Source organism: Micrococcus sp. 63XJN7_6_ISO-PGPR-S23-444, assembly GCF_058072765.1.
The window spans coordinates 408,336-434,852 of record NZ_CM176516.1; the positions used below are offsets into that span (position 1 = coordinate 408,336).

The 26,517-nt window shown below is 73.9% G+C and carries 23 protein-coding genes; 13 read left to right on the forward strand and 10 right to left on the reverse strand.

Going from position 1 to position 26,517, the window contains the following annotated elements; translation table 11 throughout:
* Positions 1 to 2: 2 nt before the first annotated feature.
* The 3 genes from speB (at position 3) to AC3RJ9_RS01900 (ending at position 4,015) form a co-directional block, all read left to right on the forward strand.
* Positions 3 to 1,019 (forward strand): agmatinase, encoded by a 1,017-nt coding sequence (gene speB / locus AC3RJ9_RS01890; RefSeq protein ID WP_129867225.1) that lies wholly within the window; start codon positions 3 to 5, stop codon positions 1,017 to 1,019.
* A complete protein-coding gene (locus AC3RJ9_RS01895; protein WP_101967283.1) occupies positions 1,016 to 2,731 on the forward strand; it encodes a thiamine pyrophosphate-binding protein in 1,716 nt (571 codons plus the stop codon). Before speB ends, AC3RJ9_RS01895 begins: the two co-directional genes overlap by 4 nt.
* A gap of 258 nt (positions 2,732 to 2,989) precedes the next feature.
* Entirely contained in the window at positions 2,990 to 4,015 is a 1,026-nt protein-coding gene (locus AC3RJ9_RS01900; RefSeq protein ID WP_159832859.1) for a dioxygenase family protein, read from the forward strand.
* 23 nt (positions 4,016 to 4,038) lie between these two features.
* Here AC3RJ9_RS01900 and AC3RJ9_RS01905 read toward each other — a convergent pair whose 3' ends face one another.
* The 3 genes from AC3RJ9_RS01905 to AC3RJ9_RS01915 form a co-directional block, all read right to left on the reverse strand.
* Complete coding sequence (locus AC3RJ9_RS01905) at positions 4,039 to 4,563, reverse strand: pyridoxamine 5'-phosphate oxidase family protein (RefSeq protein ID WP_122053937.1); 525 nt, start codon at positions 4,561 to 4,563, stop codon at positions 4,039 to 4,041.
* A 67-nt stretch (positions 4,564 to 4,630) separates the two neighbouring features.
* Complete coding sequence (locus AC3RJ9_RS01910) at positions 4,631 to 5,536, reverse strand: inositol monophosphatase family protein (protein WP_036317028.1); 906 nt, start codon at positions 5,534 to 5,536, stop codon at positions 4,631 to 4,633.
* 9 nt (positions 5,537 to 5,545) lie between these two features.
* Positions 5,546 to 6,553, reverse strand: a complete 1,008-nt coding sequence (locus AC3RJ9_RS01915; RefSeq protein WP_206496026.1) for an IS481 family transposase — start codon at positions 6,551 to 6,553, stop codon at positions 5,546 to 5,548.
* Positions 6,554 to 6,738: 185 nt separating this feature from the next.
* Here AC3RJ9_RS01915 and AC3RJ9_RS01920 point away from each other — a divergent pair, with 185 nt between their 5' ends.
* The 3 genes from AC3RJ9_RS01920 to AC3RJ9_RS01930 are packed head-to-tail and all read left to right on the forward strand — an operon-like array spanning position 6,739 to position 8,876.
* Positions 6,739 to 7,185 (forward strand): DUF6508 domain-containing protein, encoded by a 447-nt coding sequence (locus AC3RJ9_RS01920; RefSeq protein WP_020621601.1) that lies wholly within the window; start codon positions 6,739 to 6,741, stop codon positions 7,183 to 7,185.
* Positions 7,186 to 7,212: 27 nt separating this feature from the next.
* Positions 7,213 to 8,433, forward strand: a complete 1,221-nt coding sequence (locus tag AC3RJ9_RS01925) for an App1 family protein phosphatidate phosphatase (RefSeq protein WP_159832861.1) — start codon at positions 7,213 to 7,215, stop codon at positions 8,431 to 8,433.
* Complete coding sequence (locus AC3RJ9_RS01930; RefSeq protein ID WP_002853740.1) at positions 8,430 to 8,876, forward strand: acyl-CoA thioesterase; 447 nt, start codon at positions 8,430 to 8,432, stop codon at positions 8,874 to 8,876. Before AC3RJ9_RS01925 ends, AC3RJ9_RS01930 begins: the two co-directional genes overlap by 4 nt.
* Positions 8,877 to 9,016: 140 nt before the next feature.
* Here the strand turns inward: AC3RJ9_RS01930 and AC3RJ9_RS01935 are convergent, their stop codons facing one another.
* The 4 genes from AC3RJ9_RS01935 to AC3RJ9_RS01950 all read right to left on the reverse strand — a co-directional run bounded on the left by AC3RJ9_RS01935 (position 9,017) and on the right by AC3RJ9_RS01950 (position 14,117).
* Positions 9,017 to 10,075, reverse strand: a complete 1,059-nt coding sequence (locus AC3RJ9_RS01935; RefSeq protein ID WP_144825567.1) for a hypothetical protein — start codon at positions 10,073 to 10,075, stop codon at positions 9,017 to 9,019.
* A 193-nt stretch (positions 10,076 to 10,268) separates the two neighbouring features.
* A complete protein-coding gene (gene gdhA, locus AC3RJ9_RS01940) occupies positions 10,269 to 11,609 on the reverse strand; it encodes an NADP-specific glutamate dehydrogenase (protein ID WP_020621604.1) in 1,341 nt (446 codons plus the stop codon).
* 157 nt (positions 11,610 to 11,766) lie between these two features.
* The gene (locus tag AC3RJ9_RS01945) at positions 11,767 to 12,825 is read right to left on the reverse strand and encodes an aldo/keto reductase (protein WP_020621605.1); all 1,059 of its coding nucleotides are present in this window, start codon (positions 12,823 to 12,825) and stop codon (positions 11,767 to 11,769) included.
* A gap of 74 nt (positions 12,826 to 12,899) precedes the next feature.
* Positions 12,900 to 14,117 carry a glycosyltransferase family 4 protein gene (locus tag AC3RJ9_RS01950; protein WP_061866968.1) on the reverse strand — a complete coding sequence of 406 codons (1,218 nt, stop codon included), beginning with the start codon at positions 14,115 to 14,117 and terminating at the stop codon, positions 12,900 to 12,902.
* Positions 14,118 to 14,277: 160 nt separating this feature from the next.
* Here AC3RJ9_RS01950 and AC3RJ9_RS01955 point away from each other — a divergent pair, with 160 nt between their 5' ends.
* Positions 14,278 to 15,642, forward strand: a complete 1,365-nt coding sequence (locus tag AC3RJ9_RS01955) for a cell division protein PerM (protein ID WP_231862054.1) — start codon at positions 14,278 to 14,280, stop codon at positions 15,640 to 15,642.
* A gap of 10 nt (positions 15,643 to 15,652) precedes the next feature.
* Here AC3RJ9_RS01955 and AC3RJ9_RS01960 read toward each other — a convergent pair whose 3' ends face one another.
* On the reverse strand, positions 15,653 to 16,090 hold the full coding sequence (locus tag AC3RJ9_RS01960) for a hypothetical protein (protein WP_036382019.1): 438 nt from the start codon (positions 16,088 to 16,090) through the stop codon (positions 15,653 to 15,655).
* A 22-nt stretch (positions 16,091 to 16,112) separates the two neighbouring features.
* Between AC3RJ9_RS01960 and purN the strand changes: the two genes are divergently transcribed.
* Positions 16,113 to 16,676: a phosphoribosylglycinamide formyltransferase gene (purN, locus tag AC3RJ9_RS01965; protein WP_069941533.1), complete on the forward strand. Its 564-nt coding sequence runs from the start codon at positions 16,113 to 16,115 to the stop codon at positions 16,674 to 16,676.
* Here the strand turns inward: purN and AC3RJ9_RS01970 are convergent.
* A complete protein-coding gene (locus AC3RJ9_RS01970; protein WP_101967364.1) occupies positions 16,663 to 18,084 on the reverse strand; it encodes an MFS transporter in 1,422 nt (473 codons plus the stop codon). The genes purN and AC3RJ9_RS01970 overlap by 14 nt on opposite strands.
* 119 nt (positions 18,085 to 18,203) lie before the next feature.
* On the opposite strand from AC3RJ9_RS01970, the gene purH reads away from it, so the two are divergent.
* The 4 genes from purH (at position 18,204) to AC3RJ9_RS01990 (ending at position 24,105) form a co-directional block, all read left to right on the forward strand.
* Positions 18,204 to 19,895 carry a bifunctional phosphoribosylaminoimidazolecarboxamide formyltransferase/IMP cyclohydrolase gene (gene purH / locus AC3RJ9_RS01975; RefSeq protein WP_101967363.1) on the forward strand — a complete coding sequence of 564 codons (1,692 nt, stop codon included), beginning with the start codon at positions 18,204 to 18,206 and terminating at the stop codon, positions 19,893 to 19,895.
* A 68-nt stretch (positions 19,896 to 19,963) separates the two neighbouring features.
* The gene (gene mgtE, locus AC3RJ9_RS01980) at positions 19,964 to 21,316 is read left to right on the forward strand and encodes a magnesium transporter (protein WP_489727676.1); all 1,353 of its coding nucleotides are present in this window, start codon (positions 19,964 to 19,966) and stop codon (positions 21,314 to 21,316) included.
* A gap of 39 nt (positions 21,317 to 21,355) precedes the next feature.
* Complete coding sequence (locus AC3RJ9_RS01985; RefSeq protein ID WP_228070504.1) at positions 21,356 to 21,808, forward strand: hypothetical protein; 453 nt, start codon at positions 21,356 to 21,358, stop codon at positions 21,806 to 21,808.
* 74 nt (positions 21,809 to 21,882) lie between these two features.
* Positions 21,883 to 24,105 carry an NADP-dependent isocitrate dehydrogenase gene (locus tag AC3RJ9_RS01990; RefSeq protein WP_101967361.1) on the forward strand — a complete coding sequence of 741 codons (2,223 nt, stop codon included), beginning with the start codon at positions 21,883 to 21,885 and terminating at the stop codon, positions 24,103 to 24,105.
* A 145-nt stretch (positions 24,106 to 24,250) separates the two neighbouring features.
* Here AC3RJ9_RS01990 and AC3RJ9_RS01995 read toward each other — a convergent pair whose 3' ends face one another.
* Positions 24,251 to 24,844: a methylated-DNA--[protein]-cysteine S-methyltransferase gene (locus AC3RJ9_RS01995; protein WP_123244107.1), complete on the reverse strand. Its 594-nt coding sequence runs from the start codon at positions 24,842 to 24,844 to the stop codon at positions 24,251 to 24,253.
* A gap of 72 nt (positions 24,845 to 24,916) precedes the next feature.
* Between AC3RJ9_RS01995 and AC3RJ9_RS02000 the strand changes: the two genes are divergently transcribed.
* A complete protein-coding gene (locus tag AC3RJ9_RS02000; RefSeq protein ID WP_095353387.1) occupies positions 24,917 to 26,515 on the forward strand; it encodes a TIGR01777 family oxidoreductase in 1,599 nt (532 codons plus the stop codon).
* The last annotated feature ends 2 nt before the right edge of the window (positions 26,516 to 26,517 follow it).

Here is a 26,517-nt window from a genome sequence, read left to right on the forward strand (position 1 = left end):
AGATGCTCGAGATCCCCCGCGTCGAGGACAACGGCCGCCTCGGCCCCGTGAACTCCGCCCTCGTGCCCCGCTACGGCGGCACCCCCACCTACGCGCTGCTGCCGCGCCTGGACGAGGCGGCCGCGGCCGGCGTCGCCCCGGAGATCAAGGTGGTCGGCGTGCCGTTCGACGCCGGCGTCTCCTACCGCCCCGGTGCACGCTTCGGGTCCGGCCACGTGCGGCAGTCCTCGCGGCTGCTGCGCCCGTACAACCCCGCCACGGACACCTCGCCCTTCGCGCAGGCCCAGGTGGTGGACGCCGGGGACATGGCGGTGAACCCGTTCGACATCGGCGAGGCCATCGAGGCGATCCAGCAGGACGCGATGGACCTCACCGAGGACGGCTCCTCGCTCATGACCATCGGCGGCGACCACACCATCGCGCTGCCGCTGCTGCGCGCCGCCTCCGCCCGGGCGGGCGAGCCCGTTGCCCTGCTGCACTTCGACGCCCACCTGGACACGTGGGACACCTACTTCGGGGCCGAGTACACCCACGGCACGCCGTTCCGCCGCGCCGTGGAGGAGGGGATCCTGGACACCGAGGCCATCTCGCATGTGGGCACGCGCGGTCCGCTCTACGGCAAGAAGGACCTCGACGACGACCACCGCATGGGCTTCGGCATCGTCACCTCCTCGGACGTGTTCCGTCAGGGCGTGGACGAGATCGTGGACCAGCTGCGCCAGCGCATCGGGGGTCGGCCGCTCTACATCTCGGTGGACATCGACGTCCTCGACCCCGCGCACGCGCCGGGCACCGGCACCCCCGAGGCCGGCGGCATCACGAGCCGCGAGCTGCTCGAGATCCTGCGTGGGCTGCGCGGGCTCGACATCGTGGGCGCAGACCTGGTGGAGGTGGCCCCGGCCTACGACCAGGCCGAGCTGACCGGCGTCGCCGCCTCCCATGTGGCCTACGACCTCATCTCCCTGATGGCCGACCGCCGCGCCACCCGCGCGGCCGCCGGTGAGGAGCCGGGCCGATGACCGACGAGCAGACGACGACGGCGGCCCCGCGGCGCAACGGCGGCGACCTGGCCGTGGAGACGCTCCACGCCCTGGGCGCGCGGACGGTCTTCGGCATCCCGGGCCAGCACGCCCTGGGCCTCTTCGACGCCCTGTCCCGCTCCCCGCTGGAGTTCGTCTCGAACCGCGTGGAGAACAACGCCGCCTTTGCCGCCGACGGGTACGCCCGGGCCACCGGCGAGGTCGGGGTGCTGTTCCTCTCCACCGGCCCCGGCGCGCTCACCGCGCTGGCCGGCCTGCAGGAGGCCTACGCCACGGGCGTGCCGATGCTGGTGATCGCCTCGCAGATCCCGTTGTCCGGGCTCGGCGCCCGGCGCAAGGGCATGCTGCACCAGCTGGACGACCAGAAGGCCTCGGCCCGCAACGTCACCAAGGCCCAGTTCACGGTGCACCACGCCTCGGGCATCCCGTCCGCGATCCAGGACGCGTGGGCCGAGGCCGTCACCGTGCCGCAGGGGCCGGTGTGGGTCGAGATCCCGCAGGACGTGCTGCTCGGCGAGGTGATGGTGCCCCCGGTCGAGGACGCCCTGGCCGTGCCCTACGACCATCCGCCGCGCGCCGAGCTCGTGGCCGAGTCCGTGCGCTGGCTGCGCGGGGCCGGGCGGGTGGCGATCGTGGCCGGCGGCGGTGTGCGCCGCTCCGGCCGGGCCGCGATGGAGAGCCTGCGGGAGGTCGCGGAGCTGCTCCAGGCGCCCGTGGTCTGCTCGCCGGGCGGCAACACCGCCTTCCCGTGGGGGCACCCGCTCAGCCTCGGCGGCTGGGTGGAGGACCGCCTCGTCACGGACCTGCTCGAGGACGCGGAGGTGCTGCTCGTGGTGGGCTCCTCGCTCGGCGAGGTCACCTCCAACTACTTCACGCTCGAGCCGCGCGGCCGCCTCATCCAGGTGGACGCGGAGCCGCGTGTGCTGGAGACCAACCACCCCACGCTGGGTGTGCGCGCCGACGCCGGCCAGGCGCTCGAGGCCCTCGCCGCGGCGCTGCGCGAGTCGGGCTCGGTGGCGCAGGACGCCGCCGTCTGGCACGGCCGCACCCCGGCCGAGGTGGTCGCCGACGTCAACGCGCGCATCACCGCCCGCCTCGACGCCCAGGACCTCGGCGTGGAGCGCCGGCTCCTGGCGGACATCCGGGCCGCCGTCCCGTCGACCATGCAGACGTACTGGGACATGACCATCGCCGCATACTGGGCGTGGAACTGCTGGGACGCGCAGGACGGCGAGTTCCACTCGGCGCAGGGCGCCGGGGGGCTCGGCTACGGGTTCCCGGCCGCGTTCGGCGGCGCGGTGGGCCTGGCCCACCAGGGTCGCACGGGGATCGAGGGGCGCGTGCTCGCCGTCGCCGGCGACGGCTCGGCGATGTACTCCCTCGCCGAGCTCGCGGCCGCCCGGCAGCACGGTGCGGCGGTGACGTGGCTGATCATCGACGACGGCGGGTACGGCATCCTGCGCGAGTACATGGAGGGCGCGTTCGGCAAGGCCACGGCCACCGAGCTCGACCGGCCGGACTTCCAGGCCCTCGCCGCCTCCTTCGGCGTGCCCGCCGAGACGGTGGGAGTGGAGGACGTGCGCGGCGCGCTCGAGCGCGCGTTCCAGGCGGACGGGCCGAACGTCGTCGTGGTGCAGACCCGCCTGGCGATGTGGGCGCCGAGCCACCTGGGGGAGGCTCCGGAGGTCTGACGCGGCCCGGCGCCGGAATCGCTGACTCGACCCTGAGAGTGTGCGCCACCTTTCCAGGTGCATGTTTCAGCAACGGAGCTGGACCGGCAGGTAGTTGAGACGTCGACCGAGGCGCCGGCGGTCCCGCCCGTGTCAGAAACCGCCCAGGAGATGTCCTGGAACCATCCCGCCGATCTCACGAAAACGTCCGGCATCCGTTGCCATGCTGGCCTCTCGACGCGGCCCGCCACCCGGCGGGCGCCCCACGAGAGGAACTCCATGGCCCCCGGGCTCCCGACCCGCTCCCGCCGTCCCTTCCCCCAGGTCACCGAGGGAGACGAGGCCCCCGCCGTCACGCCCACCTTCGAGGGCCGGGCCTTCCATCGCCCCGCCGAGGACGTCGAGGACCAGGGCGCCGCCTTCGACGTCGGCACGCTCGTCTCCCGCCGCAACGCGCTGGGCATCTTCGGCGCGGGGGCGGGAGCCCTCGTCCTCGCCGCGTGCGGTGTCCAGGAGGGCGCCTCGTCCTCCTCCGGCTCGACGTCGGCGAGCGCCGGCTCCTCGTCACCCGCGGCCTCCTCCTCGTCGGCGGCGAGCGCCTCGCCGTCCGCCACCCTGACCGAGATGGTCACCGAGACCGCAGGCCCGTACCCGGGCGACGGCTCCAACGGCCCGGACGTGCTCGACGCGTCCGGCATCGAACGTTCCGACCTGACCACGAGCATCGACACGGGCACCGCCGCCGAGGGCGTCCCGCTGACGGTGACGATGAACGTGATCGACATGGCCAACGGCGACGCCGCGATGACCGGCGCCGCCGTGTACCTCTGGCACGCCGACGCGCAGGGCCGCTACTCGATGTACTCGGACGGCATCACGGAGGAGACCTACCTGCGCGGCGTCCAGGTGGTGGGCGACGACGGCACGGTCACCTTCACCACGGTGTGGCCCGGCTGCTACGACGGCCGGTGGCCCCACCTGCACTTCGAGGTGTTCCCGGACAAGGCGTCCATCACGGACGCGACGAACAACGTCCTCACCTCCCAGATCGCCATGCCCGAGGAGCAGTCCGCGCAGGTCTACGCCACCTCGGCCTACGACGGGTCGGCGGCGAACTTCGCCAGGGTCAGCCTCGAGACGGACAACGTCTTCTCGGACGGCTACGAGACGCAGCTGCCGCAGATCACGGGCTCCGTGGAGAAGGGCTTCGCCATCACCATCGACGTCCCGATCGACACCACCACCGAGCAGGAGCAGGGCGGGATGGGCGGGCCCGGCGGCGGGCAGCCCCCGGCGCGTCCCTGAGCCTTCCCGGCCCGGTCACCGGCTCAGTCGGTCTGGGACTCGTTGCGCTCGGGGTGCGGGCCGAACACGAAGTGGCGGCCGGACACGCGCTGGACGTCCACGCGGACGTAGAAGTCCTTCAGCGTCGGCACCCACGGCTCGATGCCGAGGGACTCGGCCTCCGCGATCTCCGCCTCCGTGTCCAGGCGTCGCGCGGTGCCGTGCACGAGCACGGACCAGGCCTGGTCGGCCAGGATCCCGTCGGCCTGCACCACGACGCGCGGGTTCACCGTGAGCTCGGCGAGCTTCGAGCCGGGCGCGGTGCGGAAGTAGATGGCGCCGTCGTGGGCCCGCACGTTCACCGGCACGATGTCCGGCCGCCCGTCCACGGCCAGCCCGAGGCGCGCGTGGCGCACACGGCGCAGCAGTCGCCAGACCTGGTCCTCGTCCAGCACCAGGACGGCCTCACCGTCCGGGTGCTCGAACATCAGGTGGTCCCCGGGCTCCGCGACCGGATCGGGGCGCTGCATCGACGGGGCGTCGTCGGTGTCATGGTGCTGCTGGGTCATCGGGGCCTCCTGGCATGCCGGGACGGGCGCCGTCGGGCGCGGCGCTGAGATCGGGCTCACATCCACTCTATACATGGTCGGTCGCCCGCGAGGCGACGATGTCACCCAGCACCGCCGCCGTCGTCGGCGCCTCGCGGCCCGGGGCGACGGCGAGCGCGAACGGGCACGTGTGGGCGCGCGGGCCGTCGTCGACGAGCCGGCCCGACGACGGCGCGGCCGGGTCCGGCGTGAGCCACCTGCCCCCGGCGCGGCGCAGGATCAGCTGCCCTGCCGCGACGTCCCAGGGCTTGGTGTCCACGTACAGCGCGGCGTCGGCCCAGCCCGCCGCCGTGTGGGCGAGCTCGAGGGCGCCGGAGACGGTGCGGCGCACGGTCGCGTGGGCGGTCACGAGCCGCCCGAAGCGGCGCAGCGCGTCCTCGCCCTCGCGCGCGATCGCTTCGCCCGCCGGGTAGGAGGTCACGAGGTTCTGGGCGCGCTCGCCGCCGGCCGGCGCCGGCCGGGCGACCTCGGCCAGCGGGCGCTCCGGCCCGTCGCCGCGGGTGAGGTAGGCGCCGTCCTCGTCGGCGGAGAACGCCAGCCGGCCCACGGGGTCCAGCACGACGCCGGCCACCACCTCGCCGTCGACCTCGGCGGCCAGGGACACCGAGAACATCGCGAAGCCGTGTGTGAAGTTGGAGGTGCCGTCGATGGGGTCGACGATCCAGGTCAGCCGGGCGGCCTCACCGGTGCCGGCCTGCGCCCCGAGCTCCTCGCCGAGCACGCCGGAGCCGGGGACCGCCGTCGTGAGCGCGGCGACGAGCCGGGCCTCGGTGTGTCGGTCGTGCACGGTGACGAGGTCGTGGTGCGTGGTCTTGGCCTCGGGCCCGATGGCGGTGGGGGAGCGGAAGGCGGCGGCGAGGTCGCCGACGACCGCGCGGGCGGCGTCGAGGGCGATCGCGCGGAGCTCGGCGGGGCGGGGCAGGGCTGGGCTCATGCCCCGAGCCTAGGTGTAAGAGGTCATGACGTTGTTGACTCGGGCCGGGGCCAACGAGGCCGGAGGGGCGTCCCCGCAGGAGGTATGAGGCCGATGGTAGTTGTAGTGGTTCACCCACACCGCCAGGGCCTCACGCCGAGCTGTCTCTGAGGTATACGGGCGGGCGTAGAGGACCTCATCGACCATCAGCCGGTTGTACCGCTCGACCTTCCCGTTATGGCGCGGGGTGTAGGGGCGGATCCGGTGATGCCGGCCCCCGAGCGAGACCACCTTCGCGGTGAAGTCCGCAGCCCGATAGTTGTTCCCGTTGTCCGTGATCACCCGGTCCACGGTGATGCCGTGGGCGGCGAAGAACGCCCGCGCCCGGCAGTAGAAGCTCACGGTCGTGGCCGCCCGCTCGTCCTCCAACGCCTCGGTGTAGGCCAGGCGGGTGTACCCGTCGATCGCCGAGTGCAGGTAGGTGTAGCCGACCCGCCGGCCAGGCCCGCGCTTGGAAGCACGGCCTGCTTCACTTTCACGTCCGTGGGTGCGCCAGCCGCCCCCGTCTGGGATCTTCCCGATCTTCTTCACATCCAGGTGCACCATGTGCCCCGGCCCTCTCGCGGTGATCTTCTGGGGTCGTTGGCGCAGGTCTTCTCCGGCCGGGGTCAGGTCCCGTAGGCGGGAGATCCCGAGTCGGTGCAGCCACCGTCCCACGGTACGAAGACACACCCGGTGGCCCTCGGAGACGAGGTGGTGATGGATGCGCCGTGCGGACCACTTGCGCTCCCGCCGCAGGGCGTGGATCTGGGCGACCAAGACCGGATCGAGCTGGGCAGGTGAACGGTGCGGCCGGCTGGGCAGGTCCTGAAGGCCGGCTTCTCCCTGGGCGCGGTAGCGGGCGACCCAGGTGGCCACCGTGGGCCGGCTCACCCGGAACTCGGCGGCCACGTGTGCCTGCGGGATCCCGTCGTGCAGGTGGCGGTGGACCATCCTGAGACGGCCAGTGGGGGTCAGGGGTGCGTTAGCGTGAGTCATGAGTGGGTCTTCTCGGGCAGGTCGGTGGTGTAGGAACTTCCATCCTGCGGGAGAGGCCCACTCGTCTCATCTCAGCCGGCGCCTCGTGGCAAGAACCTCATGACCCACAACACCTAGGCGGGGGTTCGGACACTCCAGACCGCACGCGAGACAATGGGGCCGACCCACCGAGCAGAGGAGCCGCCATGACCGAGCACCCCCTCCCGACCCCCGACGACGACGCCACCCTCACCGGCCCGCAGACCCCCACGCCCCAGCGCGTGGCCGCCGTGCGTGCGCTGCGCGAGCTGCTCGCCGCCGGCTACGGCACCGAGGCCCGGCCCATCGCCTCGTACGGCGCCCCCGCGCCCGGCACCCTCGGCGGCGTCTACCCGGACTACGACGACCGCGTGTTCCCCGGCCTCGTGGCCGCGCAGGAGCTGGCCGGCATCGACGTCGATTACCTGCGGAACGTGGACCGGGTGAGCGAGGCCGGCATCGCCGAGGCGTCCCTGGCCGACCTCGGCACGCTGTTCACCTACCTGGTGCGCGGCGAGCGGTTCGCGGACGGGCACGTGGCCGCCGCGATCGAGAACGGCAAGGTCGGCCGCATGCTGGACCGCCTGACCGCGCTGGTCCCCGAGATCCGCTGAGAGCGCGCGGTGCGGAATACTGGACGCATGCCCGCAGCCTCCGACGCACCCACGCCCGCGCCCCGGCGCGGCCGCCTGGCCCCTTCCGGTGACCCCACTCCCGTGGAGAACGTCGCCACGCACCTGCAGGAGGGATGGAACCGCTGGCACCGCGCCCGCGCGCTGCGTGCCGGCAACGTGCCGACGGTCATGGCGTTCACGGGCTACGGCAGCACCAGCTGGGTGCGGATCCTCTCCCGTGTGGTGATCGCCTCCGACGAGGAGTTCATGAACGGCCGTCGGCTGTCGAAGGTGGTGGCGGACGGCGTGCGCGGCTGGCGCAACTTCGTGGCCCCGCCCATGGCCTACGCCGAGGTGGAGGTGCAGGTGGGGGACCTGCGCACCACGGTGCGCACGGACCGGATGGGCGTCGTCGACGTCGTGCTGGACGTCGAGCTGGAGCCCGGCTGGCAGACCGCCACCCTCCACGTCGGCGGCCAAGAGGGGCACGCCGTCATGGACCTGTACATCTGCGAGCCGGGCGCGCGGATCGGCCTGGTCTCGGACATCGACGACACCGTGGTGGTCACCTCGCTGCCCCGCCCCCTGCTGGCGGCCTGGAACTCGTTCGTGATCGACGAGCACGCCCGCACGCCCACTCCGGGGATCGCCGTGCTGCTGCGCCGGATCGCCGAGCTCGAGCCGAAGGCCCCCGTGCTGTACCTGTCCACGGGCGCGTGGAACGTGGCGCAGACCCTCACCCGCTTCCTGGGCCGCAACCTCTACCCGCTCGGCGCTCTGCTGCTGACCAGCTGGGGGCCCACGAGGGACCGCTGGTTCCGCTCCGGTCAGGAGCACAAGAGGGTCCAGCTCGAGCGCCTCGCCGAGCAGTTCCCGGACATCCAGTGGATCCTGGTGGGCGACGACGGCCAGCACGACCCCGAGATCTACGCCGAGTTCGCGCAGCGCCACCCCGACCGGGTCAAGGCGATCGTCATCCGGCAGCTGACCCCCTCGCAGGCGCTGCTCGCGGGCGGCCGGGCGGAGGACACCCGCCATTCCACCCCGGGCATCCCGTGGTGCTACGGCCCGGACGGGGCCACGCTGTCCAATCAGCTCGAGGACCTGGGCATCCTGCCCGTCGAGTTCGTGGACGTGCAGCCCGAGGCCTGGCGCGAGGACATCCTCGGCGACGACGAGGCGCCGGCGACCCTCGACGCCGCGGCGCAGCGCGACGGTCGGCCCGCGGACGAGGAGGCCGCCCGATGACCGCCTCACGCTCCGTCGAGGTCCGCATCCCGCTGCGCTGGGCGGACATGGACGCCTACGGCCACGTGAACAACATCGCCGTGGTGCAGCTGCTGGAGGAGGCCCGTGTGGCGGCCTTCGGCGTGCCCGCGAACACCGGCGCCGGTGGCGGGCAGGCCCCGCCGATCGACCTCCTCGAGGGGGTGGCCCCCGGTGTGCGGACGTTCATCTCCGAGCACACCGTGAAGTACCGGGCCCAGATGCCCTACCGCCCCGTGCCGCTGCGCGTGGTGGTGAGCGTGGACGCCGTGAAGGCCGCCTCGGTGCACGTGGGCTACGCCCTGCACGACGGCGTCGACGACACCCTCTGCGCCACCGCGACGTCCGTCATGGTGTTCGTCGACGGGCAGACGGGCCGCCCCGTGCGCATCAGCCCCGAGCAGCGGGCGGCCCTGGCCGGCTGAGGTGGGCTGAGGTGGGCTGCTGACCGCCCGACAGCCGCCCAGCGACATCACCGCCGTGCAGCACGGCTGCGATGTCGCAGAGCGGAGGTCCGCCGCTCGGGCTCGCCGAGTCGGGACCGGGCCCGTGGGACGGCCGTGGATCAGACCGAGCGGGGGACGCCCGCGGCGGTGAGGATCCGCGCCAGCCGGTCCGGCCGCAGGAGGTCTCCCCACGTCCAATGCGCGCCCGCCCGGGTGACCAGCTGCAGGGCCACCTCCCGTTCCTTCTCCCGGCGGATGCTGGCGCGGCGGGCCGTGTCGTCACCGTCGAAGAACGACAGGTCGTACTTGCCCAGCCCGTCGAACTCCCCGTACACCCGCACCTGCTCCCACCAGAAGTCCGTGCGGGCCACCTCGCGTCCGTTCGCATCCCGGTGGCGATGCTGCAGCGCCGTGGGCGGGACGAAGCCGAGCTCGTGGATGCTGGCCCGGCTGTAGGACTCGCCGGCGGATTCCGCCCGCGCGTCCGCGAAGTGCCAGGCCCGCTCGAATCGGCGGAGGGCGGCCGCGGATTTGAGTCGGCTCTCCGCCTGCCTCGCCCAGCGTGCGGCCTCCTCGGGCCGGGCTCGGACGAGCGCGTCCAGCGGGGCCACGGCGTCGCGGAACGGGGTGGCCGCCCCCAGCACCAGCAGCACCGTGGGCAGCGGATCCGCCAGGACGGTTCCCAGGCTCTGCCCGTCCGACAGGATGGCCTCGACCGGCTGAGGCGCGGCGGGGGCCGCCTCCGGCAGCCCCCACCGGGGTCGGCGGCGCGGCGGGACGGGAAGCCGGCGATCGTGGGCCACCACGGAGGGGGCGAAGGGACGGCGGGTCAGCGGACCGGCGCCGTGATGCCCGGGCGAGGGGGCGCGCAGCTCGAGCACGGGCGGCTCGACGGCCGGCCCCAGACCGTGCAACCGGGCCGCGGTCAGGCCCGTGAACACCGTCGCGGGGCGGGCGATCGAGAGGGCGACGGCGGACACGACCGCCCTGTCCCACGGACGCAGCGCGGCCCAGTCGCTGACGCTGATGTAGACGCGCGGGCAGAGCCGCACGAGGACCCCGCGGGTCCAGGCGCGTTCGAGACGGCGCCGCGCCGCCCCGTCGTGAGGGTCCGCCGCGCTGAGCAGGGGCCCGCGTCCCGGGAGCAGCGCACGCGAGTGGTCGGAGAGCAGGGTCATGCGGCCCAGTCTCGTGGGCCCGTCGGGGGCGCGACGGGTCGGCCGCGCCGGCGGTGGAGGGCACCCGACGTCGGGGGGCCTGTGCAGGAGCCGGGCGCCCTTGAGCGACCGCCGCCCTGCGACATCACCGCGCGTCAGAACGGCGGTGATGTCGCAGGGCGGCGGAGGATCACGGAAGGGACAGGGCCGGGCCTCAGACCACGCCCTGGGCGATCATCGCGTCGGCGACCTTGATGAACCCGGCGATGTTCGCCCCCGCCACGTAGTTGCCGGGCGTGCCGTACTCCTCGGCGGTCTCCACGCAGCGGTCGTGGATGTCGCGCATGATCTGCTCGAGCCGGTCGTGGGTGTAGTCGAAGCTCCACGAGTCCCGCGAGGCGTTCTGCTGCATCTCCAGCGCCGACGTCGCCACGCCGCCCGCGTTGGCGGCCTTGCCCGGGCCGAACAGCGTCCCGGAGTCGACGAACAGGTGGGCGGCCGCCTCGGTGCAGGGCATGTTCGCGCCCTCGGCCACGGCCTTCACCCCGTTCTTCAGCAGGGTCCGCGCGGCGGACTCGTCGAGCTCGTTCTGGGTGGCACACGGCAGGGCCACGGTGCCCTCGACGTCCCAGACGCTGCCGCCGGTCACGTAGCGGGACCGCCCGCCGCGGCGCTCGGCGTACTCGGAGATGCGGGCACGCTCGACCTCCTTGATCTGCTTGAGCAGGTCCAGGTCGAGGCCGTCCGGGTCCACGATGTAGCCCGAGGAGTCGGACGCGGTGAGCACGGTGGCCCCGAGCGCGGCGGCCTTCTCCGCGGCGTAGATGGCCACGTTGCCGGAGCCGGAGATCAGCACCTGCTGACCGTCCATGGATTCGCCGCGCGTGCGCAGCATGGAGTCGACGAACATCACGGCGCCGTAGCCGGTGGCCTCAGTGCGGACCAGCGAGCCGCCCCACGTCAGGCCCTTGCCGGTGAGGGCGCCGGCCTCGAAGCGGTTGGTCAGTCGCTTGTACTGGCCGAACATGTAGCCGATCTCGCGGGCGCCCACGCCGATGTCACCGGCCGGCACGTCCGTGTGCTCACCGATGTGGCGATGCAGCTCCGTCATGAAGGACTGGCAGAACCGCATGATCTCGCGGTCGGACTTGCCGGCGGGGTCGAAGTCCGAGCCGCCCTTGCCGCCGCCGATCGGCATGCCGGTGAGCGAGTTCTTGAAGATCTGCTCGAAGCCCAGGAACTTGACGATCCCGAGGTACACGGAGGGGTGGAAGCGCAGCCCGCCCTTGTACGGGCCGAGCGCCGAGTTGAACTCCACGCGGAACCCGCGGTTGACCTGCACGACGCCGGCGTCGTCGATCCACGGGACGCGGAAGATGATCTGGCGCTCCGGCTCGCAGAGGCGGTGCATGACCCCGGCCTCGACGTACTGGGGGTGGCGCTGCACCACCGGCCCCAGCGCCTCGAACACCTCGGACACCGCCTGGTGGAACTCGGCCTCGCCGGGGTTGCGCGCGAACACTTCGTCGCGCAGGGTCTCCAGAGACTCATTCATGGTGTCCTCCTCGGACGTCGGGGTAGAGACGCCCCGCGGTGCCCCCGCCGTGGCGCGCCGCGGTCGGAGGAGGCCGCGGTGCCTGACGCCCATCCTGACAGGGAGTGCGCTCTGTTGCCGAAATGAGACGCGGGCCACCCCGGGCCCCGCGTTCGGCTCAGCGCGGCGGCGCCGCCTCGGTGTCGATGCTGGCCTGCTGGCTCTCGCTGTAGCGCGGGCCCGCCACGGTCGCGTCGTTGACGAGGTCGTCCAGCCGGGCGACGTCGGCCGGGGTCAGCCGCACCTCGTGCGCGCCCCGGTCCTCGAGCCAGTGCTCCCACGAGGTGGTGCCCGGGATCGCCAGGACGTCCTTGCCCTGGGCCAGGACCCAGGCGACGGCGAGCCCCGCCGTGCTCGTCCCGAGCCGGACGGCCTCGGCCGAGAGCGCCTCGCGCAGCGTCAGGTTGGCCTCGTAGTGGCCCTCGGCGAAGCGGGGCAGCCGGTGCCGCAGATCTCCCGCGTCCAGCCCGCCCAGCCGCGGCGGCGCGTCCGTGAGCAGGCCGCGGCTGACGGGGGAGAAGGCCACGAAGGCGGTCCCATGGCGGCGGCACGCCTCGAGCACGCCCCACTCGGGGTTGCGGGTGGCGAGGGAGTACTCGGACTGCACGGCCGCGATCGGGTGGACGGCCACGGCCCGGGTCAGGGTGACGGCCGAGACCTCGGACAGGCCGATCGCCCCGATCTTGCCCTCCGTGACGGCCTCTGCGAGCGCCCCCACGGACTCCTCGACGGGGACCTCCGGGTCCAGCCGGTGCAGGTAGTACAGGTCGATCCGGTCCTGGCCGAGCCGGCTCAGGGAGGCGTCCACGTGCGCGCGCAGCGTCTCCGGGCGGCCGTCGATCCGCCGCTGCCCGTCCCGCACGAGCCCGCCCTTGGAGGCGAGCAGCACGCGCTCGCGGACGTCCGACCCCGCCCGGGCGAGCGCGCGCCCCACGAGCTCCTCGCTGCGGCCGCCGCCGTAGAGGGTGGCGGTGTCCAGGTGGTCGGTGCCGTCCTCCAGCACGCGGGTGAGCAGGTCGACGGCGGCGTCGTCGTCGAGGAATCCGGAGTAGCCGTGCACGATGTTCATGCACCCGAGGCCGACGGGGTGCACGTCCTTGCCGGCGAGGCGGCGGGGCGCGGCGGGATCGGGCAGGGGGCCGGGCTCGGCGGGTCGGGGGTGCGGGGTGGCGTCCATGCCCGCCACCCTAGCCACGGCTCCGGACGCGAGACCCGGACCGCCGGGCGCCCGCCCGGCGTCCGGCCCGGGGTTCAGCCGAACACGCGCGCGGCCAGCAGCGACGGCGCCGTCAGCAGCCGGCGGGCCAGCTCCACGCGGCGGCGCTCCTGCACCGCGATCGCCTTCTCGTAGTAGCCCACGAGCTGCTCGCACAGCACCGGCCAGGTCCGGCCCTGCACCGACGCCCACGCCGCGTCGGCGAACGCGGCCCGCTTGACGTCGTCGTACACGAGGTCCGCGACGTGGCGGCGCAGCTCGTCCAGCTCGCCGGGCGGGTAGAGCCAGCCGGTGCGGGAGGCGTCCACGATGTCGAGGGGGCCGCCGCGGCCGACGGCGACGACGGGCACGCCCGAGGCCATCGCCTCCTGCAGCGTCTGGCCGAAGGTGTCGGACTCGCCGGGGTGCACGAACAGGTCCAGGCTGGCCACGTGGCGCGCGAGGTCCTCGCCCCCCTGGAAGCCGGCGAAGTGCGCGCCGGGCAGCTCCCGCTCGAGCTGTTCGCGCAGCGGCCCGGAGCCGATGACCACGAGGCGGGTGCCCGGCAGGTCCGAGAGCACCCGCAGGTCCCCGACCTGCTTCTCGTGCGCCAGCCGCCCCACGAAGCCCACGAGCTTCTCGCCGTTCGGGGCGAGCTCGGCGCGCAGCGCCTCGTCCCGCTTGGCGGGATGGAATCGGCGGGAGTCGACGCCGCGGCCCCACAGGTGCACGCGTCGCACCCCCTGGCGGTGCAGCTGCCGGACGGTGAACGACGACGGCGCGAGCGTCAGCGTGGCCATGTTGTGCAGGCGCGCCACGTGGCTCCACAGGACGTCCTCCAGCCACGGGGCGCCGTACCGGGCCGCGTAGCCGGGGACCTCGGTCTGGTAGACGGCCACGGAGGGGATGCCGAGCTCCTCGGCCGCCTGCACCGCGCGCCAGCCCAGCACGAAGGGGGAGGCGATGTGCACCACGTCCGGGGCGAAGTCGGCGAGCATGCCGCGCAGCCGGCCCACCGTGCCGGCGGCCACCCGCACGGAGGTGTACCCGGTCAGGGGCACGGAGGGCAGGGTGCGCACGGGGAAGCCCTCGACCTCGCGGGGGGCCTCACCGGCGCCCGCGCGTTGGGTCCACCCGGCGGACCACGAGGCGGCCGGGGCGACCACCATCGCCTCGTCGCCCCGTTCCCGCAGGTGCCGCAGCACCTGGAGGATGGAGTTGGTGACCCCGTTCATGTGGGGCAGGAACGATTCGGCGACCACGACGACACGCACGTGGCCGACGCTAAGGACCCCGGACCACGGCCGGGACACCCGCCGACGACGGCCCGGTGACCCCGCGGTGAACTCTCGGGGCGCGTGACGGTCGTCGCACCGGCCCGCGCGGCCCGCCCCCGTCCAGGCGCCGCCCGGAGTCGGGTGGCACCATGGACGGGTGAGTTCCCGCCCCGCTGCGCCCCGTCTGCTGCGCCCCGTCCCCCTGCCGCTGTGGCTGCAGGGGGTGGTCGAGGCGCTCGTCACGGCGATGATCAGCCTGCTGGCGGTCATGGTCCCCACCCTCGCGGTGTGGGCCACGGGCGGGTTCGAGCGGCCGACCATCGAGGGTGCCGTCCAGGTGGGCGGCGTCCTGTGGCTGGCCCTGCACGCGGTGCCCGTCACCGTGGCCACGGCCATGCCCACCGCGCCGGATCACCTCATCACCGGCACGGCGTGGCTCGTGCCGTGGGGCCTGACCCTGGTCCCGCTCGCGCTGTCGTGGCGGGCCGGCCGGCGCCTGGCCCGCGCGTCCTACCGGGACCAGGCGTGGCAGGCCTTCGTGGGCGCGGTGGGGGCCTACGCCCTGGTGGGGCTGGCCGTGGCGTTCCTGCCCGGCACGGACGAGCTGACGGTCCACCCCGCCCCGGCGGCGCTGCTGCCCGCCCTGCTCTTCGGCGTCGCCGCCCTCGCGGGGGCCCGGCGCGAGGCGGGCACCTGGGCCCACCTGATCGGCCTGGACCTCACGGAGCGGATCTCGCGGCGCTCGCAGTACGAACGCTGGGCCGGTTCGTACGCCTGGTCCGTGGTGCGCGCCGCGGTCCTCGCCGTGCTCGCCCTGACGGGCCTGAACGCGCTGCTCGTGGCGGGGCGGCTGGCCGTCGAGTGGACCGCCGTCGTCACCGTGGCCGAGGCGATCGGGGGCGGTCCGCTGGGCGGCCTGCTCCTGGCGCTGCTGCAGATCGGCTGGCTGCCCACGTTCACCGCGTGGTCGATCGCGTGGACGGCGGGCCCGGGGTTCTCCGTGGGCGCGGACAGCCTCTACTCCGTGTTCGGCGCGACGCCGGCCACCGCGCCCGCCCTCCCGGCGCTGGGTGCGCTGCCCGGGACGTGGTCGCCGTGGCAGCTGCTCCTGCTGGCCGTGCCGATCGGCGCCGGCGCCGTGGCCGGCGTGTGGCTGCTGCGGGAGGGGGAGAACCACCTCGACGACTGGCTGCACACCCGCCACGGCAGCCGCGCGGTGTCCTTGACACTGTCCACGCTGGCCCTGGCCGTGCTCACCGGACTGCTCACGGGGCTGCTGCTGCTCGTGCCGCTGGCCCTCACCTCCGGGACGCTCGGGCTCGGCACGCTGACGGACATCGGCTCCCACGTCTGGGCGGTGTGCGCCGCCGTCGCCGGGTGGGTCGCGCTGGGCTGCGCGGCCGGCTACCTCACCGCCCTGGCCGTGGCCGGGCACCGGGACGGGACGACGACGGTGCCGCGGTCCGGCGACCGCGCCTCGGGCCCGCGCGACCGGCCGTCCCCGCGCCGGGCGCGGGACTGACGCCCGCGGCTCAGGGCCGCAGCTGGGGCACCCCCGTGCGCTCCTCCACCTGACGGGTGAACTCGTCCGCGCACGCCTGCTGTGCCCGCACGGTGAGCGCGGAGGCGCTGCACTGCTCGAGCTGGACCGTCGCGTCCCACGCGAGCAGCGGCAGCGCCGCCGTCGTCATGCCCATCAGCGCCATCGCCATGCCGGCGGACGCCACCGCGCGGGGCAGCCCCGAGCGCTCGGCGCCGCGGCTCGTGACCCACACGCGCACGCCGAGCACGAGGGCGACCAGCCCCAGCGCGAGGGCGATCAGCTTCCACGGCAGCACGAGGGAGAAGGAGAGCACCATCCCCAGCAGCGCCACGGACTGCCACAGCAGGGCACGACCGGTGCGGACGCGGCCGGGGTCCGGGGCGCCCTGCGGCGGGCGGGGCGGGGAGGAGGGAACGGGGGCGGACACCCCCTCACCCTACGATGGGCGCATGCGCATCGTTGCCCTCGTCTCCGGTTCCGGCACCAACCTGCAGGCCGTCCTCGACGCCGTCGCCTCCGGCGCCCTGGACGTGGAGATCGCCGCGGTGGGCGCCGACGTCGCCGACGCCGGCGGCCTGGAGCGCGCCCGCGCCCACGGGATCGAGACGTTCGTGGTGTCACCGAAGGACCACGCGGACCGGCGCGCGTGGGACGAGGCGCTCGCGGACGCCGTCGCCGCCTACGCGCCGGACTGGGTGGTGTGCTCCGGGTTCATGCGGATCCTGGGCGCCCCGCTGCTCGAGCGGTTCGAGGGCCGCATCCTCAACACCCACCCGGCCCTGCTGCCGTCCTTCCCGGGGGCCCACGGCGTCCGGGACGCGCTGGCGCACGGGGTGAAGGTCACCGGCTGCACCGTGCACGTGGTGGACGCGGGCGTGGACACCGGCCCGATCCTCGCGCAGGCCGCGGTGCCCGTGCTGGACACGGACACCGAGGCCGAGCTGCACGAGCGCATCAAGGTCCAGGAGCGGGCCCTGCTGCTGCGCGTGCTCGGCGAGCTCAGTCGGCGCTGACCTCGAGGGCGCGGCCGCGGGTCTCCGGGGCCAGCGCCAGCATCGCCGCGCAGGCCAGGACCACGAGCCCGCCGGTGACGGCGAACGCCCCCGGCAGCCCGAGGGCGGGGACCAGCGTGCCCACGAAGAGCAGCGGGCCCAGGCCCGCGCCCACCCGCGAGGCCGCCGACGCCCAGCCGAAGCCGGAGGCGCGCAGCGTCGTCGGGTACAGCTCGGAGACGTACGTGTAGAGCACCGGGATCGCGACCTGCACCACGAAGCCGAACGTCAGCACGAGCGGCAGCACCGCAGCGGGCACGTCCAGCACGCTCGCCAGCCAGACGGTCAGGGCGCTCGCGACGACGGCGCTGACGGCCAGCAGCCAGCGGCGGCCGGTGACCTCGATCAGCGCGGTGGCCACGACCACGCCGAGCAGGCCGGCCGCGGCCATGCCGGAGGTCATGATGAAGGCGCGGCCCTCCGCGTAGCCGGCGTCGATGAGGAACGTCGGCAGCCACTGCAGCGCGATGTAGTAGACGAGCATGATGGCCACGAACAGGGCCCAGGCGACCGCGGTGATGCGCGGGGAGAACCGCCAGACCGCGGCGAGCTGCGCGCCGACGCCGCCGGAGCGGGCCGGCTCGGCCGGGGGCATCGTGTAGGGCCGGCGAGGCGCGCCGGTGGCCGCCACCATGCGGTCGATGACGGCGCGGGCCTGTGTCTCGCGGCCCCGGCTCATCAGGAACAGCGGGGACTCGGGGATGCCCAGGCGCACGACGAACACGAGCAGGGCCGGCAGGACCATGGCCATCAGGGGCAGGCGCCAGTCGCCCCACGTGCCCACGAGCCAGGCGGAGACGAGGCCGCACAGCGCGGCACCGACGGGCCACCAGCCGTCCATCGCGGCCAGGACGCGACCGCGCAGCCGGCGCGGGGTGAACTCGCCCACGAGCGCGTAGTCCACGGGGATCGTTCCGCCCAGGCCCATGCCGGCCACGAACCGGAACAGCGCGAACCACAGCAGGGAGTCCGTCAGCGCGCCCGCGATCGTGAACACGGAGAAGATCGCCAGCGTCCACGCGAACGCCGCCTTGCGGCCGATGCGGTCCGCGATGGTGCCCCACAGGAACGCGCCCACGGCCATGCCGATGAGGTTGGCGGTGCCGATCCACGCGGCGTCGGCCTTGTCCAGGGCCCACTCCTCGCGCAGCAGCGGGATCATCACGCCGTTGAGCGTGACGTCCCACGCGTCGAACATGAAGCCCAGGCCGCCGATCAGGAAGATGCGGCCCTGGACGGACCAGCGCCACGGCAGCTCCTGGACGACCGCCTCACCGGTGGGCAGGGTGGCGTCGGGGGCGACGACGTCGGACGTGGGCCCGGGGTGCGCGCCGTCGGCGCTGGGGTGGGGTGGGGTGGCGGAGGACATGGTCGGCTCCCGTTCGTCGGGTGGAGTGGGGGCGGTCCGTCACGCGGACGCCTGGGCCATTATGCGGCCCGGCCTATGCTGGGGGACGCACCCGGACCCCCTCGAAGGAGCGCCCCCTCGTGACCTCTGCCCAGTCAATCCCCACCGTCCTGGACACGGTGCCCCTGAAGCGGGCCCTGATCTCCGTGTACGACAAGACCGGACTCGAGGAGCTCGCCACCGGGCTCCACGCCGCGGGCGTGCAGATCGTCTCGACCGGCTCCACCGCCCAGCGCATCGCCGCCGCCGGCGTGCCCGTCACCGAGGTCGCCGAGGTCACCGGGTTCCAGGAGTGCCTGGACGGCCGCGTGAAGACGCTGCACCCGCGCGTGCACGCGGGCATCCTGGCCGACCGTCGTCGTGAGGACCACGTGACCCAGCTGCGCGAGCTCGAGGTGGAGCCGTTCGACCTCGTCGTCGTGAACCTCTACCCGTTCGTGGACACCGTGAACTCGGGCGCCGCGGAGGACGCCGTCGTCGAGCAGATCGACATCGGCGGGCCGTCCATGGTGCGCGCGGCCGCGAAGAACCACGCGTCCGTGGCGATCGTCGTGGACCCGGCCCGCTACGGAGAGGTCGTCCAGGCCGCGCAGTCCGGCGGCTTCGACCTGCACGCCCGCCGGCGCCTGGCCGCCCTGGCCTTCGCCCACACCGCGGCGTACGACAACGCCGTGGCCGCCTGGACCGCCGCCCACTTCGGCGAGGACACGCACGCCGACGAGATCCCCGTGTTCCCGCCCTACGCCGGCTTCTCCCTCGAGCGCGCGCAGATCCTGCGCTACGGCGAGAACCCGCACCAGCCCGCGGCGCTGTACCTGGACTCCTCGGCGGCCCCCGGCATCGCGCAGGCCGAGCTGCTGCACGGCAAGCCGATGAGCTACAACAACTACGTGGACGCCGATGCCGCGGTGCGCGCCGCCTTCGACCACCCGGTCCCGGCCGTGGCGATCGTCAAGCACGCCAACCCGTGCGGCGTGGCCGTCACGGACGAGGGCACGGACATCGCGCAGGCGCACGCCAAGGCCCACGCGTGCGACCCGGTCTCCGCGTTCGGAGGCGTGATCGCGGCCAACCGCCCCGTCACCGCCGCCATGGCCGCCCAGGTGAAGGACGTGTTCACGGAGGTCGTCGTGGCCCCGGCGTTCGAGTCCGAGGCCCTGGAGATCCTCTCCGCCAAGAAGAACCTGCGCCTGCTGAGCCTGCCCGAGGGCTTCCTGCGGGACGCCGTGGAGGCCAAGCAGGTCTCCGGCGGCATGCTGCTGCAGATTGCGGACGCGGTGGACGCGGACGGCGACGACCCGGCCACCTGGACCCTCGCCGCCGGTCCCGCCGCCGACGACGCCGTCCTGGCCGACCTGGCGTTCGCGTGGCGTGCCGTGCGCGCGGCCAAGTCCAACGCCGTGCTGCTGGCCCACGACGGCGCCACGGTGGGCGTGGGCATGGGCCAGGTCAACCGCCTCGACTCCTGCCGCCTGGCCGTCGAGCGCGCCAACACCCTGGGCGCCGCGCAGACCGGCGGGCAGGACGTGAGCAGCGCCGGCGGCGCGGAGAACGTCTCCGGGGAGGGCGCCCCCGAGCGGGCCCGCGGCTCCGTGGCCGCCTCGGACGCGTTCTTCCCGTTCGCGGACGGGCTGCAGATCCTCATCGACGCCGGCGTGAAGGCCGTCGTCCAGCCGGGCGGCTCCGTCCGGGACGAGGAGGTCGTGGCCGCGGCCGAGGCCGCCGGCGTGACCCTGTACCTGACCGGGGCGCGCCACTTCTTCCACGGCTGAGCGCGGCGCGCCGCTGCCGGACGGGGGCCCGGACCGGGCCCCCGCGACCCCCAGGAGGTGACGAGGCGATGACCCGCCGCGAGGTTGAGAGCGTCGAGGACCGCATCCGCGAGCACCTGCGCAGGGACGGCCTCGACAGCGCGGTCGAGCTGCTGCGCGCGCTGTCTCCGGGCGACGCGCTCGAACTGCTCGACCGCTCCGAGCCGCGCATGGTCCCCGTGCTGTTCCGGCTCCTGGACAAGTCGACGGCGGTCCACGTCTTCGCGGCGATGGAGACGGGCCAGCAGTCCGACCTGGTGCGCCAGCTCCAGGACGGTCAGGTCCAGGACCTCTTCGCCGAGCTGCGGGTCTCGGGCCAGGCCCGGCTGCTCGACGAGATGCCGGCCACCGTGGCCCGGAAGATGCTCGCCGGGCTCGACGCCGAGGCGCGCGGCGAGGTCGGTCGGCTCCTGGGCTACCCGGCGGACTCGGTGGGCCGCCGGCTGCGCATGGCGCCGGTGCGTCTGCGCGAGGACTGGACCGTGGCCGTGGCCCTGGAGAACCTCCGGGACCACGGCGGCCGGGAGCAGGCCGCCATCGTCTCCGTGCCGGTGGTGAGCCCGCAGGCGCGCCTGACCGGCGTCGTGGACGTCTCCGTCCTGGTCACGCAGCCGCTCGACGCGCGGGTCTCGGAGATCATGCGGGAACCGGTGTCCGCGGTCGCCACCGAGGACGCCGAGGAGGTGGCCCGGCTCTGTGCGGACCGCCGCCTGTGGACGGTCCCCGTGACGGACTCGGAGGGGCGCCTGATCGGCGTGTTCACCGTGGCCGACGCCCTCGAGGTCCTCGACGAGGAGTCGACGGAGGACGCGGCGCGCGCCGGTGGTGTGGAGCCCCTCGGCCGGCCCTATTTGGCGACCTCCGTGCTGGCGCTGATGCGCTCGCGCATCACGTGGCTGCTCGTGCTCGCGGTCGGCGCCACCCTCACCGTGCAGGTGCTCGGCGTCTTCGAGGACACGCTCGAGGAGATGGTCGTCCTCTCCCTGTTCATCCCGCTGATCATCGGCACCGGCGGCAACACGGGCAACCAGGCGGCCACCACGGTCACCCGGGCGCTCGCCCTCGACGACGTCCGGCCCCGCGACGCGCCGCGCGTGATGTTCCGCGAGCTGCGTGTCGGCATGGCCCTGGGCGGGTGCATCGGCCTGCTGGGCCTCGTGATCGCCGGGCTCGTGTTCTCGTGGCCCGTCGGTCTCGTGATCGGGGCGACGCTGTTCACCGTGTGCTCCTTCGCCGCCACCGTCGGCGGTCTCATGCCGTTGGCGGCCCGCACGATCGGCGCCGACCCCGCCGTGTTCTCGAACCCGTTCATCTCGACGCTCGTGGACGCCCTCGGCCTGGTCGTCTACTTCTTCATCGCCCAGGCCGTGCTCGGCATCTGAGCCGACCACGATCCACGCCGCCCTGCCTACACTGGCCGCATGATGCACGACGGGCCCTGGGGTGGCATGGGCGGCATGATGGGTGAACTCATGGTCGGCAGCGGCTGGCTGGCGCTGCTGGCGTGCCTCGTGCTCGGGGGCTTCGCGCGCGTCCCTCTGCGCGCGGCCGGCGAGCGACGGGCCGAGGGGCAGCCGTGGGCCGTCCCCGGGGCGGTCGGCTTCGGGCTGCTCGCCGTGGCGGTCGTGGTGGCCCTGGCCGCGTGGGGCACGTTCTTCGGGTTCATGGGGATCACCTTCACCGCGGTCACCGCCCTCGGCGCCTGGCAGTCGTTCACCGAGGGGGAGCGGCGACGCCGGCGCGAGGCCGAGCAGGTGCGGCATGCGGCCCGCCTCGGCGAGGCGTTCCGGGGCGGGCCCGCCGGACCGGCCGCGGGCGCTGACGCCGAGCCACACGAGCCACACACGGTGTGGCGCGTCCGAGACGCCGGGTAGATTGGCGGCGAGTCACCCGTTCCCTGCCGACGAGGGCCGCGTCTCGAGTGCGGCCAGAAGGAGAGATCATCCGCATGTCGAAGATCATCTACACGCTCACGGACGAGGCGCCCATGCTGGCCACCGCGTCGCTGCTGCCGATCGTGCGCGCCTACGCGGGCACCGCCGGCGTGGAGCTGGAGACCCGTGACATCTCGCTGGCCGGCCGCATCCTCGCCGCGTTCAAGGACGTCCTGCCCGAGGAGCAGCGCACCGCGGACGCCCTCGCCGAGCTCGGCGAGCTCGTGAAGTCCCCCGAGGCGAACGTCATCAAGCTGCCGAACATCTCCGCCTCCGTGCCGCAGCTGCGCGCCGCGATCAAGGAGCTGCAGGCGGACGGCTACGCGCTGCCGGAGTACCCGGACGAGCCGAAGACCGACGAGGAGAAGGACGCGAAGGCGCGCTACGACTCGGTCAAGGGCTCCGCCGTGAACCCGGTGCTGCGCGAGGGCAACTCGGACCGCCGCGCCCCGAAGGCCGTGAAGGCGTACGCCAAGCGCTTCCCCCACTCGATGGGCGAGTGGACCCCGGACTCCAAGACCGCCGTCGCCACCATGGGCGCGGACGACTTCCGCGCCAATGAGCAGTCCGTGACCCTGCCGGCCGCCGACGTGCTGACGATCGAGTTCACCGACGAGGACGGCAAGACCACCGTGCTCAAGGAGGGCCTGAAGGTCCTCAAGGGCGAGGTCGTGGACGGCACGTTCATGTCCGCCAAGGCCCTGGACGCGTTCCTCGCCGAGCAGGTCAAGCGCGCCAAGGAGGAGGGCATCCTCTTCTCCGCGCACCTGAAGGCCACCATGATGAAGGTCTCCGACCCGGTGATCTTCGGCCACGTCGTGAAGGCCTACTTCTCCGAGCTGTTCGAGAAGTACGGCGAGCAGCTGGCCGCCGCCGGCCTGTCCGCGAACAACGGCCTCGCCGCGATCGAGGGCGGCCTGGACAAGCTCGACGCCGAGACCGCCGAGGGTGTCCGCGCGGCCATCGCCGCCGCCTACGAGAACGGCCCGGACGTGGCCATGGTGAACTCCGCCAAGGGCATCACCAACCTCCACGTGCCCTCCGACGTGATCGTGGACGCCTCCATGCCCGCCATGATCCGCACCTCCGGTCGCATGTGGAACAAGGACGACCAGACCCAGGACACCCTGGCCGTCATCCCGGACTCCTCCTACGCCGGCGTCTACCAGGCCGTGATCGACGACTGCAGGGCCAACGGCGCCTACGACCCCACCACCATGGGCACCGTCCCGAACGTGGGCCTCATGGCGCAGAAGGCCGAGGAGTACGGCTCGCACGACAAGACGTTCATCATGGACGCCGCGGGCACCGTGGCCGTGAAGAACTCCGCCGGGGAGACCCTGCTCTCCCACGACGTCGAGGCCGGCGACATCTGGCGCGCCTGCCAGACCAAGGACGTCCCGGTGCGCGACTGGGTGAAGCTGGCCGTGACCCGCGCCCGCGCGTCCCAGACCCCGGCCGTGTTCTGGCTGGACGAGACCCGCGCCCACGACCGCGAGCTCATCAAGAAGGTCGAGGAGTACCTCAAGGAGCACGACACCGAGGGCCTGGACATCCGCATCCTCTCCCCGGTGGAGGCCGCCAAGCTCTCGGTGGAGCGCATCCGCCGCGGCGAGGACACCATCTCCGTGACCGGCAACGTGCTGCGTGACTACAACACGGACCTGTTCCCGATCCTCGAGCTGGGCACCTCCGCGAAGATGCTCTCGATCGTCCCGCTGCTCAACGGCGGCGGCCTGTTCGAGACCGGTGCGGGCGGCTCCGCCCCGAAGCACGTGCAGCAGCTGGTGGAGGAGAACCACCTGCGCTGGGACTCCCTCGGTGAGTTCCTCGCGCTGGCCGTGTCCTTCGAGCACGAGGCGGTCGCGAACGAGAACCACCGCGCGCGGGTCCTGGCGGACACCCTGGACGCCGCCACCGGCACCCTGCTGATCGAGGGCAAGTCCCCGAAGCGCAAGGTCGGCGAGCTGGACAACCGCGGCAGCCACTTCTACCTGGCGCTGTACTGGGCCCGCGAGCTGGCGAAGCAGACCGAGGACGCCGAGCTGGCGGCCGCGGCGAAGCCGGTCGCCGAGGAGCTGGAGGCCCAGGAGGAGACCATCCTGGCCGAGCTCAACGGCGTGCAGGGCTCCCCGGTGGACCTGGGCGGCTACTACTGGCCGGAGCTGGAGAAGGTCACCTCCGTGATGCGTCCGTCCGCGACGCTCAACGCGATCGTGGACAAGCTCTCCGTCTGACGATCTGAGCGCCTGGGGCCGGGCCGCGTGCGTGGAGCGCGCGGCCCGGCCCCTTCTCGTGTCCGCAACGCGGGTTGAGTTGTCACGGGTGTTCGAGCCCCGGACCCGTGACAACTCAACCCGCGTTGCCCGGGGGGAGGGGTGGTCAGCCCGCGCGCGCCGCCTCGTGGGCCAGCAGGGCCTGCTTCGCGGCGGTGCCGTAGAGGTAGTGGCCGGCGGCGCCGTCGGCGCGCACCACGCGGTGGCAGGGCACGACGACGGCCACCAGGTTGGCGGCGCACGCCCCGCCGGCGGCACGCACGGCCCGCGGAGCCCCGCACCGCTCGGCCAGGCCGCCGTAGGTGGCGGGGGAGCCGGGGGCGATGCCGCGCAGCTCCCGCCACGCCCGCTGCCGGAACGCGGTGCCCGGCTGGGCGACGTCGAGGGCGTCCAGCGCGGCCACGTCCCCCGCGGTGTAGGCGGCCAGGGCGTCGGCGACGGGCTGGGACACGCCCGGGCGCGGCTCCACGGGGCGCGGGTTCATCTCGCGGTCGGCGGTCTCCGGGTCCAGGGCCACGAGCCGGTCCATGAGCGTCTCGAGGAGGCGCCCGATCGCGGCGGCGGGGGGCTCCGAGTCCTCCGGCACGGCCACGCCGGAGGCGCGCACCGTCTGGTCCTCGGGGGAGAAGACGGCCACGAGGGTGAGCTCGGTGGCGGGCAGGGCGGCGGCGGTCCAGCGCAGCTCGGGAAGCAGGTCCATCCCCTCATTGTCCTGCACGGCCCGGCCCGGACAGGTGTTCGCGCGTCCTCTCCCTGTGTCAGGCTGGCGTCCATGACCGAGATCCGCGTCTTCGAGCATCGCACCCTCCTGCGCCACCCGCGTGAGGTGGTCTTCCGCTGGCTGGAGAACCCCGGCGCGCTGGAGCGGCTCACCCCGCCCTTCGCGGGCGAGGTGGTCCAGGGACCCACGGACGGCCTCCGCGTGGGCTCCGAGTCGCGGCTGCGCATCCAGGCCCCCGGGGCGGCCGGCCTGTTCGCCGGCGCGGCCCACGGGATGCTCACCGGCCTGCTGCCGGACGCCGTCGCCTCCCGCCTGCCCGGTGGGGCCGCGCCCGCGGTGCCGTGGCGGGCCCGCCACACGGCCTACGAGGAGGGCCGCATGTTCCGGGACGAGATGGTCTCCGGTCCCCTCGCCTCCTGGCGGCACACCCACCTGCTCGATGACGCCGCGCCCGGTGAGGCGGACACGGCGGACGGCCGGCGCGGCACGGTCGTGACGGACCACATCGAGTACGCCCTGCCGGGGGAGTCCCTGGTGGCCCGCGTGCCTGCTCTGGGCAGCGCGGCCTCGCGCCGCACCCACGAGGCCTTCGAGGCGGAGCTGGGCCGCCAGTTCGCCTATCGGGCCCGCGTGATGGCCGATGACCTGGACTTCCACGCCGCCCATCCCGGCCCCCTCGTCGGCGGGCCGGCTCGCACGGTCGCCGTGACGGGGTCCGGCGGACTGATCGGCCGGCAGCTCTGTGCCCTGCTCACCACCGGCGGCCACCGCGTCATCCGGCTCGTGCGGAGCCCGAAGAAGGCCGGCGCGCTGGACGCGGCGCTGTGGGACCCCGGCCGGGAGACCGTGGACGAGGACGCCCTGGCCGAGGCCGACGTCGTCGTGAACCTGGCGGGCGAGCCCATCGCCGGCCGGTTCTCGGACGCGCACAAGGAGGCCGTGCACGACTCGCGCGTGCGCGGCACGCGCACCCTCGTGGACGCGCTCGCCCGGATTGCCGCACGGGAGGGGGACGACGCGCGGGTGCGGGCACTCGTGAACGGCTCGGCGATCGGGTACTACGGGGCGGACGCGGGCACGGGCCCGTTCGGCAGCGGCCTCGTCGAGGATCTGGAGCCCGGGGACGACTTCCTCGCCGAGGTCGTCGCGGACTGGGAGGCCGAGGCCCGACGCGCCGAGACGTCCGGCATCCGGGTGGCGATGCTGCGGACCGGCGTGGTCCTGAGCCCGGCCGGGGGCATGCTGCAGCAGGTGCTGCCGCTGTTCCTCGCGGGGCTCGGCGGCCCGGTCGCGACCTCGGGCGGGGAGAGCCACGACGGCAGCCCGTGGCTGAGCTGGATCGGCGCGGATGACATCGCGGGGGCCTTCGCCCACGCGGTGCTCGACGACGGCGTCACCGGCCCGGTCAACGCGGTGGCGCCCGAGCCGGTCACGGCGAAGGAGTTCGCCACCGTGCTCGGGCGGGTGCTGCGCCGGCCCGCTCTCATCCCGGTGCCCGAGGCCGGGCCGCGCCTGCTGCTGGGCGAGGAGGGCCGGGTGGAGACCGTCGCGGCGGACCAGAAGGTCGTGGCGGACCGGCTGGTCTCCTCCGGCTACGAGATGCGCGACCCCGAACTGGAGGGCGCGTTGCGCCACGTCCTCGGGCGGTGACG

Excerpts from the sequence above, each read along its gene's own strand:
- speB (WP_129867225.1), top strand. The coding sequence starts at position 3 with ATGCTCGAGATCCCCCGCGTCGAGGACAACGGCCGCCTCGGCCCCGTG.
- AC3RJ9_RS01895 (WP_101967283.1), top strand. The coding sequence starts at position 1,016 with ATGACCGACGAGCAGACGACGACGGCGGCCCCGCGGCGCAACGGCGGC.
- AC3RJ9_RS01900 (WP_159832859.1), top strand. The coding sequence starts at position 2,990 with ATGGCCCCCGGGCTCCCGACCCGCTCCCGCCGTCCCTTCCCCCAGGTC.
- AC3RJ9_RS01905 (WP_122053937.1), bottom strand. The coding sequence starts at position 4,563 with ATGACCCAGCAGCACCATGACACCGACGACGCCCCGTCGATGCAGCGC.
- AC3RJ9_RS01910 (WP_036317028.1), bottom strand. The coding sequence starts at position 5,536 with ATGAGCCCAGCCCTGCCCCGCCCCGCCGAGCTCCGCGCGATCGCCCTC.
- AC3RJ9_RS01915 (WP_206496026.1), bottom strand. The coding sequence starts at position 6,553 with ATGACTCACGCTAACGCACCCCTGACCCCCACTGGCCGTCTCAGGATG.
- AC3RJ9_RS01920 (WP_020621601.1), top strand. The coding sequence starts at position 6,739 with ATGACCGAGCACCCCCTCCCGACCCCCGACGACGACGCCACCCTCACC.
- AC3RJ9_RS01925 (WP_159832861.1), top strand. The coding sequence starts at position 7,213 with ATGCCCGCAGCCTCCGACGCACCCACGCCCGCGCCCCGGCGCGGCCGC.
- AC3RJ9_RS01930 (WP_002853740.1), top strand. The coding sequence starts at position 8,430 with ATGACCGCCTCACGCTCCGTCGAGGTCCGCATCCCGCTGCGCTGGGCG.
- AC3RJ9_RS01935 (WP_144825567.1), bottom strand. The coding sequence starts at position 10,075 with ATGACCCTGCTCTCCGACCACTCGCGTGCGCTGCTCCCGGGACGCGGG.
- gdhA (WP_020621604.1), bottom strand. The coding sequence starts at position 11,609 with ATGAATGAGTCTCTGGAGACCCTGCGCGACGAAGTGTTCGCGCGCAAC.
- AC3RJ9_RS01945 (WP_020621605.1), bottom strand. The coding sequence starts at position 12,825 with ATGGACGCCACCCCGCACCCCCGACCCGCCGAGCCCGGCCCCCTGCCC.
- purN (WP_069941533.1), top strand. The coding sequence starts at position 16,113 with ATGCGCATCGTTGCCCTCGTCTCCGGTTCCGGCACCAACCTGCAGGCC.
- AC3RJ9_RS01970 (WP_101967364.1), bottom strand. The coding sequence starts at position 18,084 with ATGTCCTCCGCCACCCCACCCCACCCCAGCGCCGACGGCGCGCACCCC.
- mgtE (WP_489727676.1), top strand. The coding sequence starts at position 19,964 with ATGACCCGCCGCGAGGTTGAGAGCGTCGAGGACCGCATCCGCGAGCAC.
- AC3RJ9_RS01985 (WP_228070504.1), top strand. The coding sequence starts at position 21,356 with ATGATGCACGACGGGCCCTGGGGTGGCATGGGCGGCATGATGGGTGAA.
- AC3RJ9_RS01990 (WP_101967361.1), top strand. The coding sequence starts at position 21,883 with ATGTCGAAGATCATCTACACGCTCACGGACGAGGCGCCCATGCTGGCC.
- AC3RJ9_RS01995 (WP_123244107.1), bottom strand. The coding sequence starts at position 24,844 with ATGGACCTGCTTCCCGAGCTGCGCTGGACCGCCGCCGCCCTGCCCGCC.
- AC3RJ9_RS02000 (WP_095353387.1), top strand. The coding sequence starts at position 24,917 with ATGACCGAGATCCGCGTCTTCGAGCATCGCACCCTCCTGCGCCACCCG.